The following is a 14,363-nucleotide window of genomic DNA, read 5'->3' on the forward strand; positions in this document are numbered from 1 at the left end:
TCGCCTCCTTATTTATTGCACGAAGCGATCGGTCACGTACTGGCTGTAATCTGTCGCGACAGCGGGGACTTTGCCCTGCTCTTTAAGGAACTGCGCGGTGTCGATAATCGCTTTGTTCACCGGGCCGGTTAGCTCAGCGGTTTGCTGTTGCGGTGTCAGGTAAGTGTTACCTTTCACCAGCCCCGGTACATCCGCCTCCGGTACGCCGCTCAAACGTGACAGTTTGCTGATATTCTCCGGCTGCTTCAGCCATTCATCAGGATTAGCGATATAAGGCTGCTGGGCATCGATAGCGCTTTTGGCAAAGGCTTTCACCACCTCAGGATGCTTCTCGGCAAAATCTTTGCGCACCACCCACACGTCCAGCGTCGGTGCCCCCCACTCGCCAACCTGCGAGGAGTCGGTTAACACCTTGCCGTCTTTTTCCAGCGCGTTGACCGCAGGTGCCCAGACATACGCACCATCAATATCTCCGCGCTGCCATGCGGCAATAATCGCCGGTGGTTGCAGGTTCACAATCTCCACCTGGCCGGGTTTAATCCCCCAATGTTTCAACGCCGCCAGCAGGCTGTAATGGGTGGTGGAAATAAACGGCACGGCAATGCGTTTGCCAATCAAATCTTCCGGTTTACTGATGTTTTTCTTCACCACCAGCGCCTCAGAATTGCCGAGCTTTGATGCCAGCAGGAAAACCTCAATAGGCACCTGCTGACTGGCAGCGACCGCCAGCGGGCTGGAGCCAAGATTACCGATCTGCACATCACCGGATGCCAGCGCACGAACGATGCTCGCCCCGCTGTCGAATTTGCGCCAGTCAACGGTCGCCCCGCTCTCTTTGGCAAACGTGTTGTCCGCCTGCGCCACTTTGGCAGGTTCGGCGGAGGTCTGATAAGCAACGGTGACGTTCACTGCCTGCGCCTGAAATGCGATGAATGCCAGTGCGGCAAGAAGTGCGTTACGCGATGAAATAGCCATGATTGTCTGCTCCCCTGTCTTGTTATAGGGGCAGTATTTCGTTGCGGCACAATTTGATAAAGGAATTAAAAATTCTGGCTAAGAACAAAGCGTTTTTAGAAAAAAAACGGCAATAGTTAGCTATTTCGCTCATTACAGAACGTAGGCCGGATAAGGCGCTTGCGCCGCCATCCGGCAATCAATGCCTTATGCGCTGTGCTTATCAGGCCTACACTCGCTACAACACCCGGCAAATTATTGCGATTTTGTTACATTCGTTACATATCCGCGCCACGATGATTGCCAGCGCGGCGCTGGCAGGCATCATAGAGGCCATTGTCAGCAAGAGAGCAATATCATGATTCATGTTGTGCTGGTGGATGACCATGTGGTGGTGCGTTCCGGCTTTGCGCAATTACTCAGTCTCGAAGACGATCTGAACGTTACCGGTCAGTACAGCAGCGCGGCGGAAGCCTGGCCTGCACTTCTGCATGATGATGTCAGCGTCGCGGTAATGGATATCGCCATGCCGGATGAAAATGGCCTGAGCCTGTTAAAACGACTGCGGACACAAAAGCCCGGTTTTCGCGCCATTATTCTCAGCATTTATGACTCGCCCACGTTTGTGCAAAGCGCGCTGGACGCAGGCGCCAGCGGCTACCTGACCAAACGCTGCGGCCCGGAAGAACTGGTGCAGGCTGTACGCTCAGTAGGCATGGGCGGCCATTACCTGTGCGCCGATGCGCTGCGTGCGCTACGCGGCGGCGAGCAGCCCGCGCAGGTTCTGGAAGTTCTGACCCCGCGCGAGCGTGAAGTGTTTGATCTGTTGGTCAAAGGCGACAGCGTAAAAGAGATCGCCTTCAAGCTCGACCTCAGCCACAAGACGGTGCACGTTCATCGCGCGAACGTGCTGGGCAAACTGCAATGCCACAGCACCATCGATCTGGTGCATTTTGCCCTCGACCACCAGCTATTGACGGGGCATTAATGTCGCGTAACCTTCGGCATTGGGTTATTTCTCTGTTTATTCTGCTGGCCTGGGGATCGGGCTGGCTGATGCTGTGGACGCTGGGGTTTTACCTGACCCACAACGGCCAGCAGGCGGCGCTATTTCTGCCACACGGCGTCTATCTCGCGCTGTTAATTCTGCTTTCTCGCCGTTACTGGCCCGCGCTGATACTACCGCCGGTGTTGATGTTGTTCTGGCTGCACAGCGAGCAATTATTGAATGGCTATATCCTGCTGGCTGCGCCGTTAATTAGCCTGATTCCAGCGAGCATCGGCCAGTCATACTGGCACCGCTTTCCCCTTTACTGGCAACGCTTAACGCTGCTGCTGGCCGCCGTAACGCTCACCTCATTGCTCAATACTGCCCTGCTTTCACCGTTTATCCAGAGCCCGGCAACGCTGATTGGCCTGGCGTCGTTTACCGGCGGCGTGTTGCTGACGCCGTTTGTCTATCTGATCTATGAATTTCTGCGCCAACAGCACCGCTATCATCTGCTCGGGCTGGATACCACCAATCCCCCGCTGCGCACTTCGCTTATTATCTGGTGTAGCCTGTTTTTTATTATTGGCATCGGTACTCAGATGGTGCTGTCGCCAGAGATCGAGCGCCTGTTGCTGATCGTGGTGTTCTTACCGAACGTGGTGATGGCGTGGAAATTTGGCTGGCAGGGTGGCGTGTTGTCAGGATTGCTCGGCAGTATGATGATCACCATCGCCCGGCAAATCGGTGTCGGGTTCAGTAATTTACTGGAGCTGGAGATTTTCCTCGCCACCCAGGCTCTGCTGGGTATAGGGCTGGGGATCGCCATCAGCCGCCAGCAGCATTTGGCGCAAAACCTGCACCATTATCGCCAGCGTCTGGAAACCGAACTGGCGGCGCGTCGCGCGCTGACCGAACAGCTGATCCGCACCGAAGAAAACACGCGCAAAAGCCTGGCGCGGGAACTGCACGACGAAATTGGTCAGAACATCACCGCCATTCAAATTCAGTCGCAACTGGTCAAACGCGCACCGGGTCGTGAGCAAACGCTTGAGGCTGCGAATCAAATCAACGACCTGGCCCGGCGTATTCATCACTCCACCCGTCAGTTGCTGCGCCAACTACGCCCCCCCGCGCTCGATGAACTGTCTTTTAAAGATGCACTACATCATCTGGTGAATGAATTTGCTTTTGCTGAACGGGGTATTCGCTGCCGCTTTGATTATCAGCTAGAAAATACGCCAGAAAACGAAACGGTGCGCTTCACGCTGTATCGCCTGTTGCAGGAGTTACTCAATAACGTCTGTAAACATGCCGATGCCAGCGATGTGTCGATTACGCTGCGCCAGCGGGAAAATTGCTTGTTTCTGGACGTCGCTGACAACGGCGTTGGTATTCTGCCAGAAAAAATTCCCGGTTTCGGTATCCAGGGGATGCGTGAGCGGGTGAGCGCCCTTGGCGGTGAACTGACGCTCGAATCAAACAATGGCACGCGAGTAATTGTTAACCTGCCCACAAATTTGCAACAAACCAGTCGCTAACCAGGAAAAAGTCTTAGTCACTGCGGACTTTCTCTCATCCCCTTTTGCTTTCACTTTCCTATAGTCAGCACAAACGGAGACTGCCATGCATACACGCTCAGCCAGCGAAACAGACCAACAATACCGGGCGCTACGCCCCCGGCTGCTGATGTGTATGGTAATTGGTTACGCCGCGTTTTATCTGACGCGCAAAAGCGTTAACTATGTCCTCCCGGCGCTACAAACAGACCTGGGTCTGGATAAGGGCGATATCGGCTTGCTCGGGTCACTGTTTTATCTGACCTATGGTCTGTCGAAATTTACCGCCGGGCTGTGGCACGACAGCCACGGACAGCGCGCGTTTATGGGTATTGGTCTGTTTGCCACCGGCGTTTTAAACGTGCTGTTCGCCTTTGGTGAATCGCTGACGCTGCTGCTGGTGGTCTGGACGCTGAACGGATTTTTTCAGGGCTGGGGCTGGCCGCCCTGTGCCCGACTGCTGACCCACTGGTACTCGCGCAACGAACGTGGCTTCTGGTGGGGCTGCTGGAATATGTCGATCAACATCGGTGGCACCATTATCCCGCTGATTAGCGCTTTTGCCGCCCACTGGTGGGGCTGGCAGGCGGCCATGCTGGCACCGGGGATAATCAGTATGGCACTGGGAATCTGGCTCACCCTGCAATTGAAAGGCACGCCCCAGGAAGAAGGATTACCCACGGTTGGGGAATGGCGGCATGACCCGCTGGAGCTGCGTCAGGAACAGCAAAGCCCGCCGATGGGGCTGTGGCAAATGTTGCGCACCACCATGCTGAAAAACCCGATGATCTGGCTGCTCGGCGTGTCGTATGTATTGGTCTACTTGATCCGCATTGCGCTCAACGACTGGGGCAACATCTGGCTGACGGAAAGCCACGGCGTGAATCTGCTCAGCGCCAATGCCACGGTGATGCTGTTTGAAGTTGGCGGCTTGCTGGGGGCGCTGTTTGCCGGATGGGGATCGGATCTGCTGTTCAGCGGTCAGCGTGCGCCGATGATTTTGCTGTTCACGCTGGGGCTGATGGTTTCCGTCGCCGCACTGTGGCTGGCACCAGTGCACCACTACGCGCTACTGGCAGTGTGTTTCTTTACCGTGGGCTTTTTTGTGTTTGGCCCACAAATGCTAATTGGCCTCGCAGCCGTTGAATGCGGACACAAAGCGGCGGCAGGTTCAATTACCGGTTTTCTCGGGCTGTTCGCCTATCTGGGGGCCGCGCTGGCGGGTTGGCCGCTGTCGTTGGTCATAGAACATTACGGCTGGTCGGGAATGTTCAGTTTGCTCTCGGTTGCCGCTGTCTTTATGGGTTTATTGCTGATGCCGTTGCTCATTGCGGGCATTACCCCTTCTCTCAGTCAAAGGATAAAACAATGAAACTGACGCTTACCTCTACCCTGATTGCTTCCGCTCTGACGCTGGCGGCCTTCAGCAACGCAGCCCAGGCGCAGGGCCGTCTGGTGGTGTATTGCAGCGCCACCAACGAGATGTGCGAAACCGAAACCAAAGCCTTCGGTGAAAAATATGATGTGAAAACCTCATTCATTCGCAACGGCTCGGGCAGTACGCTGGCGAAAGTGGATGCCGAGAAGAAAAACCCGCAGGCGGATGTGTGGTACGGCGGTACGCTGGATCCGCAATCCCAGGCCGGTGAAATGGGTCTGCTGCAGCCGTATAAATCACCAAACCTCGAACAGATCATGGAGAAATTCCGCGATCCCGCGAAGGTCAAAGGTAACCTCTCTTCGGCGGTTTACGTCGGTATTCTGGGCTTTGGCGTCAACACCCAGCGCCTGAAAGAGAAAAACCTGCCGGTGCCAAAATGCTGGAAGGATCTGACCAAACCGGAATACAAGGGCGAAATCCAGATTGCTGACCCGCAAAGCTCCGGTACCGCCTACACCGCGCTGGCGACCTTTGCTCAACTGTGGGGTGAAGATCAGGCCTTTGATTACCTGAAACAGCTCAATGCCAACGTCTCTCAATACACCAAATCCGGCATTGCCCCGGCGCGTAACGCCGCTCGCGGCGAAACGGCTATCGGCATTGGCTTCCTGCACGACTACTCGCTGGAAAAAGAACAGGGCGCACCGCTGGAGTTGATTTCCCCCTGCGAAGGCACCGGGTATGAAATCGGCGGCGTCAGCATCCTGAAAGGTGCGCGCAACGTCGACAACGCCAAACTGTTCGTTGACTGGGTGCTGTCGAAAGACGCACAGGAGCTGGCGTGGAAGAAAGGGAAATCCTATCAGATCCTGACCAACACCACCGCCGAGACCTCTCCTAACTCGCTGAAGCTCGACGACCTGAAGCTTATCAATTACGACATGGATAAGTACGGCTCGACTGACGTACGTAAGGCGTTGATCAATAAGTGGGTTAGCGAAGTTAAGATGGGTAAATAAGCCCACGTTGCGTTCATTTGCCGGGTGCGGTGTAAACGCCTTACCCGGCCTACATTACCGGAAACGCTATGTCACACACACTTGCACTCCATCCCGTGAAAAAACGGGATGCGATATTTCTTTGGGTTTTGCTCGGCTGGCTGGCGTTTGCCCTGCTGCCTAGCTGGAGCCTGGACTACGGTCTGCTGGAGTCAACGCGGGAAGAAATACTCGCCGCCTACGGCTGGTCGCAGTTTAATATCAGTTGGCTGTGGTATCTGCTGCCAAGCCTGCTGCTGGTGCGCCCATTCCATGAAGCCAGGCGCGAACAGCGCAGCCGCCATTATCTTGACGCGGGTTGGGCATTTTTCTGTATGGCCTTTATTGTCGCCAGCGCCACCCTTGAGGGTCGCGGCTTAGGCTATGCCACCATCGTGCTGTTTGTCGCGCTTGGCGCAATCATGACCCTGGCGCTCACCCGCCTCGAATGGCTGGGCGGTGACCGTTTCGTCATCGGCTCGCTTACCGCGATTGTCGCGCTGATCGGTATTTTTATCGTCTGGCCGAGCATCGCCATTTTCATTCCGATGTTCACCAACGACGCCGGGGAATTTGCCCCGCTGGCGTTTATGAATGTGCTGTCGCAGGCGCATATCATTCAGGTGATCCTCAACTCGATTATGCTGTCGATTGCCGTCGGCGTCGGCTGTACCTTCTTTGGTCTGGTACTGGCTATCTACACCACCCGTATCGCCAGACGCAGCGCCATAATCGGACGTATCTTCTCGATTTTGCCGATCGTCACTCCGCCGTTTGTCGTCGGTTTAGGCGTCACGCTGATGATGGGACGCTCCGGTTACATCACCGAGTTTATGGTCGAATGGTTTGGTTTAACCAACACCAACTGGCTGTATGGCTTTACCGGCATCTGGCTGGCTCAGGTTCTGGCCTTTACGCCGATGGCGTTTATGATCCTCGACGGAGCAATCAAAACCATTCATCCGTCGCTGGAAGAAGCGTCATACACCCTGCGTGCCAGCCGCTGGCAGACCTTTAACGGCGTGTTTGTCCCGCTGCTGAAACCCGCACTGGCTAACGCTTTTTTGATTGTGGTCGTGCAGTCACTGGCCGACTTTAGTAACCCGCTGGTGCTCGGCGGAAACTTCGACGTGCTGGCAACGCAAATCTACTTCTACATCACCGGTTCGCAGCTTGACTACCAGGCCGCCAGTACGCTGGGTGCCTTCCTGCTGCTGTTTTCGCTGCTGGTGTTCTGCGTGCAGTATATGTGGATTGGTAAACGCTCATACGTCACCGTTTCCGGCAAATCCTACCGGGGCGACGTACAGCCGTTGCCGGTAACGCTGGTATGGAGTGTGGTCGCGCTGCTGGCAGTGTGGATTGCCTTTAACGCCCTGCTCTACGGCAGCATTTTCTACGGCAGTTTCACCGTCAACTGGGGCGTGGACTACACCCTGACGCTGGCGAACTTTACCAAACTGTTCGGTCAGGGGATGAGCGACGGCGCGTGGCCTTCACTGCTCGACACCCTGCTCTACGCCGGGATTGCCGCGCCGATCACCGCGATCTTCGGTCTGCTGATCGCATGGATCGTGGTGCGCCAGCAGTTTAAAGGCAAGAAGACCATCGAGTTCACCACCATGCTGTGCTTTGCCGTTCCGGGCACCGTCGCGGGCGTGTCGTACATTCTGGCCTTTAACAGCGCCCCAGTGTATCTCACCGGCACCGCCGCCATCGTGATTATCTCGATGGTGATGCGTAACGTCCCGGTCGGCATTCGCGCGGGCATCGCGGGCTTGGGCCAAATCGATAAATCACTGGATGAAGCCTCACTCAGCCTGCGCGCCGGTTCTCTGCGTACTATTACGCACATCCTGCTGCCGCTGCTGCGCCCGGCGATCCTCTCGGCGCTGATTTACAGCTTTGTGCGCGCCATTACCACCGTCAGCGCCATTGTGTTCCTCGTCACGCCGGATACCCGCGTAGCGACGGCTTACATCCTCAACCGCGTGGAAGATGGCGAATACGGTGTGGCGATTGCCTACGGTTCCATTCTGATCGTGGTGATGCTGGCGATTATTTTCATCTTTGACTGGCTGATCGGTGAATCACGAACCTCCCGTTCAAAAGCCAAAAACCAGGCGTAATGGAGCGCACTATGACTCAGAAAAATTTCGTTGAACTGCGCAACGTCACTAAACGATTTGGCAGTAATACGGTAATCGACAATATCAACCTCACCATCCCGCAGGGGCAAATGGTGACGCTGCTCGGCCCGTCCGGCTGCGGCAAAACCACTATTTTGCGCCTGGTTGCCGGGCTGGAAAAACCGAGCGAAGGGCAAATTTTCATTGATGGCGAAGACGTCACCCATCGCTCTATTCAGCAGCGCGATATCTGCATGGTGTTTCAGTCCTATGCCCTGTTCCCGCATATGTCGCTGGGAGAGAATGTCGGTTATGGCCTGAAAATGCTCGGCGTACCGCGCGCAGAGCTGAAAGCCCGCGTCAAAGAGGCGTTGGCGATGGTGGATCTGGAAGGATTCGAAGACCGCTTTGTCGATCAGATCTCCGGCGGGCAGCAGCAGCGCGTGGCGCTGGCCCGCGCGCTGATCCTCAAGCCGAAAGTGCTGCTGTTTGATGAGCCGTTGAGTAACCTCGACGCCAACCTGCGTCGCAGCATGCGCGACAAGATCCGCGAGTTGCAAAAGCAGTTTGATATCACCTCGCTGTACGTCACCCACGATCAGAGCGAAGCCTTTGCGGTTTCTGATACTGTGCTGGTGATGAACAAGGGACACATCATGCAGATCGGCTCACCGCAGGATCTTTACCGCCAGCCCGCCTCCCGCTTTATGGCGAGCTTTATGGGCGATGCCAACCTGTTCCCGGCAACCTTCAGCGACGGATACGTTGATATCTACGGCTATCATCTGCCGCGCCCGCTGCACTTTGGTACACAGGGTGAAGGGATGGTCGGTGTGCGCCCGGAAGCGATCACGCTCAGCGATCGCGGCGAAGAGAGCCAGCGCTGCGTGATCCGCCATGTCGCCTATATGGGGCCGCAGTATGAAGTGACGGTGGAATGGCACGGGCAGGAGATATTATTGCAGGTCAACGCTACGCGTCTGCAACCGGACGTCGGCGAGCAGTATTATCTCGAAATCCATCCGTACGGCATGTTTGTTCTGGCGGATGCGGCATAATTTGTGCCGGGCTACGATCAAACAACGGACCAGATAAAATTAATTTGATTATAGAGAAGGAAAAATCCTTATAAAATATTTATTAAGTAAATACATATAAACTTAATTATTCCAAGCCTGAATCATCCTTAATTGGATTCAGGCTTTTTTATTACTTATGCGATCAGCCGCACAACTTTTACAGAGAAAATAGTATGTCATCACGTTTTCAACGGATGAGAGAGATTCAAAAATGTATTTTTACCAGGAAGAAAACCAAATCACTCAATATATAAGCGAGCACGAATTATGGGTATTGGGTCGTGTCAGCGGGATATACAACAAAACAACACATAAAAACGAAAAAATGTTAGAACCGTTGTGGAGGAGATACGATCGAAGTATCGAGGGGATTTTAATCTTTTATTCAAAGATGGAAGCATCAATTTACTCTGTTTACCTAGAGAAAAAATTTAATGAAAAGTGGAGCGTATATGCACTGAATGATTTTAACATTGGGGAAATGGTAAAAAACAATAAAACCATCAAAAATAGCGATGATTATTATCTGCTGTTGAGTGCAGGATTATGGGCTGATAAACAATGCAATATTATATATCATGGTTATCATTTAGCTCAAGTTGTAATCCCCGTCAAATATACCTTTAGCAGTTTCAGTGAAAATGGAAAATTTCCTATCCTAAAAATACCTGAAAAAGTTACAGATAGATTTCATCAAATGTGGAAGAAAAGATTCCCTGATTTTCTAAGTCATACTCAATCGCAATGTAATTATCATAATGACTATTTAAAAGAACAAAGTCTAATCGCTTATAATAATATGCAATTCAAAGAATCGAATAAAATCGAAGATTGTGTTTATATGGCAACATGGAAAAATGACTGGATTTTTTGTAATCCGGAAAGTTTAAGTTTATTAAAATGAGAATTGTATGGGAATTGCATATTTTTTAAGGGTCGGTGATAAAACAACCTGCGGCGGTACTATTTTAACAGGCTGTACTAATCATATACTCGACGGACAGCCAACGGCACGACATGGCGATAGCTATATATGCGGTAAAGATAAAAAACTCTACCACATAGTAGGAGGACAACCGGGTTATTTTATACATGGTGTTCAAGCTGCCGGAACAGCACATAGCGTTGGCACATGCCCCTGCAAATGCAGATTTATTAACTCAATTTCAAATGTCACTTATTTCTATGAGAGTGAAGTTCTCTCCGCACCTAAGTCAGTCACAAACAGAGTGGTCTCTGTAGCTCCGCAGAACGCGCCAAAACCGCTCACGATGGCACCTGGACCATATTGTCCGGGTGAAGAGGATAAACCGCCTCGTGAGCCTGTCGATGGGGGATTTTGTGTATTGCCCTATGAGTCAAAACCATCAACATATGAGCCGTATATTTTCGTTAACCCCCCCGAGGGTACGAGAGAGCTGTATCACAAACTGAACCCTGATATGAAAAAACAACCTGGTTCAATTCTGATTGTTGTTGATCCTGAAAAGCAAGATCAGCAACAGATTGAAACATTGCAAAAAGCGCGTGATCGAATTGATAAAGCTCTGGCCCCACTTACCTTGCAGGATGCAAAGTTATTGCATGATAACAGAGGAGCCGTGGATGCATTTTCATATCAACTTTTCGGTGATTATTTAGGAAATGCTGGAGATGGTTTTGGATATATTAGTGAGATAGGTAAAAGTTATTACGGAGAAATAAAACAAATATTAATTGAAATTCAGGAGTTATATAAAGATACGTACAGTCATAACAAAGGAATTATATCTGGGGAAGAGTTCTTTGGTCAACGAGCAAGACTGTTTAAAAACCTAGATGCTGTTTTAAACAAATTTTCAAAAACCCAGCTTAATTTAGAAGAATATGATAGTATTAAAAAAGCATTAGGTTTATCTACAAGTTCAATTATGTATAAATGGGATAAAACGGGAATAGATAACATTGAAGGTTATGCTACATATATTGAGCGCTCGGCAAAACTAATGAATCTAATGAAAACTGTTGGTTTTGTTGGCATAGGTTTAGATTTTGCCGGATATACATCAAATGTTTATGATGCCTGTGCAAAAGGCCGTGAAAGTGCATGCAAAAAAGCGGCGATAACAGAGTATAGTAAGTTTGGATTAAAACAGGGGAGTAGTTTACTGGTAGGAGGTACTGCCGGGCGTGCTGCAACTGCGCTTTGTACATGGGTATTAGGGATTTCTACTATAGAAGCAGGCGGAATCGGTGCTACTCTGTGTTTTGTTACAGGGGTTGGTGTTACTATTGCGGCAGGTAAGATTGCAGAAAAATATGGCGAGGACGCTGGTAAAAAATTAGGTAATTATGTAGGAGATCATATTATCTATGAAAACTTTTTTCATTCAAAATGAAGATAATATAAAAATTATTATTAGCTTTGCTTTAATGCTTAATGAATTATTAATAATAATCTTTTATTTTTACAACAAGATAGCATATAAAAAAATTGTTGACATATATGAAAAGGAAATCGGACCATTGCCTGTTACAGCAATAATATGTAAAAATGCAAGTCTATTTACCACACCAGGATTATATCTCACTAAAGTCGCGTTTATTATGGAGACTTTAATTTTCAAATATAATAAAATTTCTAATTATGGTATGAGCATAGAGGGTTATAATTTAATAAGAGGCTTGCCTTGCAAATTAAAACTAGGATTTAAAATTGAAGCAATGCTATGGATTTTATCTATTCCTGTGTTGCTAAGTATGTTTATTGCATTTTGAATAAAGGGACTCCATTGGAGTCCCTTCTTTAATTTTACTTCAATGCACCCTATATCTGGTCAACAATCCAGCCGTATCGCCACATCATTCACTGTAGACCCGATAAACTCTCAGCTTCGCGCTTTTAACGCGGCGATATCCGCAGGCGTGGTGCGACAGCACCCGCCAATTAACCGTGCGCCAGCGGCCTGCCACTGCGGCAGATAATCCGCCAGCTGCGCGCAATGTTCACCGTGATGATGCCAGGTTTTGCTCACGGCATCGTAATGCTCGCCCGAGTTCGGATACACCACAAGCGGCAGCGCCGTTAAACCGTGTAAATGCTGCAACGCAGCGGTGGTGTTTTCCAGCGCAATACAGTTAATGCCTAGCGCCACCACCTGCGGATAACCCGCCAGCAACGCAACCACGTCACGCAGCGGCGTACCGTCGCTCAGGTGCTCGCTGTCGCGCAGGGTAAATGAGAACCACGCCCGCGCACGCGGATATGCGGTCAACAGCTCAGCCAACGCCTCAATCTCGGCAAAATTCGGCAGGGTTTCGCAGGCCAGCAGATCGGCCCCGGCATCCAGCAAGGCTTCCACGCGCGGGCGATGAAACGCCTGAAATGCCTCAACGCTACAATGATAATCGCCACGGTATTCAGAGCCATCCGCCAGATACGCGCCGTAAGGCCCGACGGATCCCGCCACCAGAAGCGTTCCCGCCTGCGGGTTCTCTGCCAGATACGCTTCACGGGCTTTACGCGCCAGCTCCACGCTTTTGCCAATCAGCGCTTTCGACTGCGCTTCATCCAGACCTCGCGCGGCGAAGCCCGCCGGCGTCGCCTGATAGCTGGCAGTGATCGCGCATTGCGCCCCCGCCCGGTAGTAATCAAGATGCACTTCGCGGATAAGCTCCGGGTTTTCTACCAGCACTTTGGCTGACCACAGGCTATCGGCTAAGTTACACCCTCGCGCTTCCAACTCCGTCGCCATCGCGCCATCCAACAGCAGGATATCCTGTTTATCAAGGAGAGCGCGTAACGGATTATTCTGCGACATGTTCTGGCTCCTGTTTTGCGTTTCGGGGTTGAGTAAGGAAATAAGCACCATAGCACAACGCAACAAACGGTAACCCGCACCACAACGCAATTCTCTGCGCTGGATCGAATGCCAGCCCTACACAGGCCACCAGGCACAGCATAAAACCTAATACCGGCACCAGCGGATACCACGGCGCGCGATAATGTAATTCACTCAATGCCTTACCTTGTTGCAGATGACGGCGACGAAAAACAAAATGCGAGGCGCAGATACTCAGCCACACCGCCACCACCGCAAATCCGGAGATTGCCGACAGCGCAACAAATACCGTGTCCGGGGCCACCACGCTGGAAAACAGCGCCAGCACACCACCGAGCATACTGACCGACAGCGCCGTCAGTGGCACGCCGTTTTTCGTTACTCGCGCAAAACAGGCCGGTAGCGTACGTTCATTCGACAACGACCACAGCATGCGCCCGGAGGCATATAACCCGGAGTTCGCTGCAGAAAGAATAGCCGTCAGGATCACGAAGTTAAAAATATCAGCGGCGTACGGGATCCCTACTTTCTCAAACACCAGCACAAACGGGCTTTTCTCCACGCCCGCCTGCTGCATCGGGATCAGCGCTGCCAGCACAAACAAGGTGCCGATAAAGAAAATAATCAGTCGCGCGATGGTAGTACGAATCGCTACCGGGATAACTTTGCGCGGGTTTTCCGTTTCACCGGCGGCAATGCCGATAAGCTCGGTACCCGAAAAAGCAAAGTTCACTGCCACCATAGTCATCAGAATCGGTAAGCCACCGTGCGGGAACCAGCCTTCTGCCGTGATATTACTCAGCCCCGGCGCGGGCGAGCCATCCTGCATCGGAATAAAGCCGAAAATCGCCGCCCCACCGAGGATGATAAAGGCGATGATAGTGACCACTTTGACCAGCGAGAACCAGAACTCCCCTTCGGCAAAAAAGCGCGTGGAGATAACATTCAGACCAAAAATAATCGCGCAGAACACCACGCACCAGACCCATACCGGCACCTGTGGAAACCAGTACTGCATACAGAATCCAGCGGCGGTAAAGCTCGAACCCAGCGCCACGGTCCAGGTCAGCCAGTAGAGCCAGGCCACGGTATACCCGGTAGCCGGACCAAGATAGCGCGCGGCATAAACGTGAAACGCTCCGGTCTCCGGCATCGCGACCGACAGCTCGCCCAGACACTGCATAACCAGCCAGACCACCAGCGCGCCAATCAGATAGGCCAGCAGCGTTCCCGCCGCTCCAGTGGTGGAAATGATGTACCCGGTATTGAAGAATAATCCTGTGCCAATCACGCCGCCCAAGGAAAGCATAATCAGGTGACGCGTTTTCATTGTGCGCTTCAGTGGCGCATTTTGTTGTGTTGTTTGCATATAACCTTCCAAACGTATGGACATCTAAACATCCAAAGAAGGTTTG

12 protein-coding genes are annotated in these 14,363 nt (G+C 51.9%); 9 read left to right on the forward strand and 3 right to left on the reverse strand.

Going from position 1 to position 14,363, the window contains the following annotated elements; translation table 11 throughout:
* Nucleotides 1–12: 12 nt before the first annotated feature.
* A complete protein-coding gene (tauA, locus tag LY264_RS18875) occupies nucleotides 13–975 on the reverse strand; it encodes a taurine ABC transporter substrate-binding protein (RefSeq protein ID WP_003830936.1) in 963 nt (320 codons plus the stop codon).
* A 337-nt stretch (nucleotides 976–1,312) separates the two neighbouring features.
* Here tauA and LY264_RS18880 point away from each other — a divergent pair, with 337 nt between their 5' ends.
* The 9 genes from LY264_RS18880 (at nucleotide 1,313) to LY264_RS18920 (ending at nucleotide 11,884) form a co-directional block, all read left to right on the forward strand.
* Nucleotides 1,313–1,942, forward strand: a complete 630-nt coding sequence (locus LY264_RS18880; protein WP_048226336.1) for a response regulator transcription factor — start codon at nucleotides 1,313–1,315, stop codon at nucleotides 1,940–1,942.
* Entirely contained in the window at nucleotides 1,942–3,483 is a 1,542-nt protein-coding gene (locus LY264_RS18885) for an MASE1 domain-containing sensor histidine kinase (RefSeq protein ID WP_048226338.1), read from the forward strand. The genes LY264_RS18880 and LY264_RS18885 overlap by 1 nt, the downstream gene beginning before the upstream one ends.
* Before the next feature lie 85 nt (nucleotides 3,484–3,568).
* Nucleotides 3,569–4,873: an MFS transporter family glucose-6-phosphate receptor UhpC gene (gene uhpC / locus LY264_RS18890; protein WP_048226339.1), complete on the forward strand. Its 1,305-nt coding sequence runs from the start codon at nucleotides 3,569–3,571 to the stop codon at nucleotides 4,871–4,873.
* A complete protein-coding gene (locus LY264_RS18895) occupies nucleotides 4,870–5,901 on the forward strand; it encodes an ABC transporter substrate-binding protein (RefSeq protein ID WP_003830932.1) in 1,032 nt (343 codons plus the stop codon). Before uhpC ends, LY264_RS18895 begins: the two co-directional genes overlap by 4 nt.
* A gap of 68 nt (nucleotides 5,902–5,969) precedes the next feature.
* Entirely contained in the window at nucleotides 5,970–8,048 is a 2,079-nt protein-coding gene (locus LY264_RS18900) for an ABC transporter permease (RefSeq protein ID WP_008783887.1), read from the forward strand.
* Between the two features lie 11 nt (nucleotides 8,049–8,059).
* On the forward strand, nucleotides 8,060–9,106 hold the full coding sequence (fbpC, locus tag LY264_RS18905; protein ID WP_000192349.1) for a ferric ABC transporter ATP-binding protein: 1,047 nt from the start codon (nucleotides 8,060–8,062) through the stop codon (nucleotides 9,104–9,106).
* A 232-nt stretch (nucleotides 9,107–9,338) separates the two neighbouring features.
* The gene (locus LY264_RS18910; RefSeq protein WP_048226342.1) at nucleotides 9,339–10,031 is read left to right on the forward strand and encodes a hypothetical protein; all 693 of its coding nucleotides are present in this window, start codon (nucleotides 9,339–9,341) and stop codon (nucleotides 10,029–10,031) included.
* A gap of 7 nt (nucleotides 10,032–10,038) precedes the next feature.
* Nucleotides 10,039–11,505, forward strand: coding sequence for a PAAR domain-containing protein (locus LY264_RS18915; protein ID WP_071692497.1), 1,467 nt, complete (start codon nucleotides 10,039–10,041; stop codon nucleotides 11,503–11,505).
* Nucleotides 11,480–11,884 carry a hypothetical protein gene (locus LY264_RS18920; RefSeq protein WP_048226346.1) on the forward strand — a complete coding sequence of 135 codons (405 nt, stop codon included), beginning with the start codon at nucleotides 11,480–11,482 and terminating at the stop codon, nucleotides 11,882–11,884. The genes LY264_RS18915 and LY264_RS18920 overlap by 26 nt, the downstream gene beginning before the upstream one ends.
* 110 nt (nucleotides 11,885–11,994) lie before the next feature.
* On the opposite strand, the gene mmuM is transcribed toward LY264_RS18920, so the two are convergent.
* The gene (gene mmuM / locus LY264_RS18925) at nucleotides 11,995–12,927 is read right to left on the reverse strand and encodes a homocysteine S-methyltransferase (RefSeq protein WP_048226349.1); all 933 of its coding nucleotides are present in this window, start codon (nucleotides 12,925–12,927) and stop codon (nucleotides 11,995–11,997) included.
* On the reverse strand, nucleotides 12,914–14,317 hold the full coding sequence (mmuP, locus tag LY264_RS18930; RefSeq protein WP_071692505.1) for an S-methylmethionine permease: 1,404 nt from the start codon (nucleotides 14,315–14,317) through the stop codon (nucleotides 12,914–12,916). The genes mmuM and mmuP overlap by 14 nt, the downstream gene beginning before the upstream one ends.
* Between the last annotated feature and the right edge of the window lie 46 nt (nucleotides 14,318–14,363).

The sequence above is a fragment of the Citrobacter portucalensis genome (assembly GCF_023374935.1).
Classification (GTDB): domain Bacteria; phylum Pseudomonadota; class Gammaproteobacteria; order Enterobacterales; family Enterobacteriaceae; genus Citrobacter; species Citrobacter portucalensis.

Coding starts and splice junctions, on each gene's coding strand:
- fbpC (WP_000192349.1), top strand. CDS start 8,060: ATGACTCAGAAAAATTTCGTTGAACTGCGCAACGTCACTAAACGATTT.
- LY264_RS18915 (WP_071692497.1), top strand. CDS start 10,039: ATGGGAATTGCATATTTTTTAAGGGTCGGTGATAAAACAACCTGCGGC.
- LY264_RS18880 (WP_048226336.1), top strand. CDS start 1,313: ATGATTCATGTTGTGCTGGTGGATGACCATGTGGTGGTGCGTTCCGGC.
- LY264_RS18920 (WP_048226346.1), top strand. CDS start 11,480: ATGAAAACTTTTTTCATTCAAAATGAAGATAATATAAAAATTATTATT.
- LY264_RS18895 (WP_003830932.1), top strand. CDS start 4,870: ATGAAACTGACGCTTACCTCTACCCTGATTGCTTCCGCTCTGACGCTG.
- uhpC (WP_048226339.1), top strand. CDS start 3,569: ATGCATACACGCTCAGCCAGCGAAACAGACCAACAATACCGGGCGCTA.
- tauA (WP_003830936.1), bottom strand. CDS start 975: ATGGCTATTTCATCGCGTAACGCACTTCTTGCCGCACTGGCATTCATC.
- LY264_RS18885 (WP_048226338.1), top strand. CDS start 1,942: ATGTCGCGTAACCTTCGGCATTGGGTTATTTCTCTGTTTATTCTGCTG.
- LY264_RS18910 (WP_048226342.1), top strand. CDS start 9,339: ATGTATTTTTACCAGGAAGAAAACCAAATCACTCAATATATAAGCGAG.
- LY264_RS18900 (WP_008783887.1), top strand. CDS start 5,970: ATGTCACACACACTTGCACTCCATCCCGTGAAAAAACGGGATGCGATA.
- mmuM (WP_048226349.1), bottom strand. CDS start 12,927: ATGTCGCAGAATAATCCGTTACGCGCTCTCCTTGATAAACAGGATATC.
- mmuP (WP_071692505.1), bottom strand. CDS start 14,317: ATGCAAACAACACAACAAAATGCGCCACTGAAGCGCACAATGAAAACG.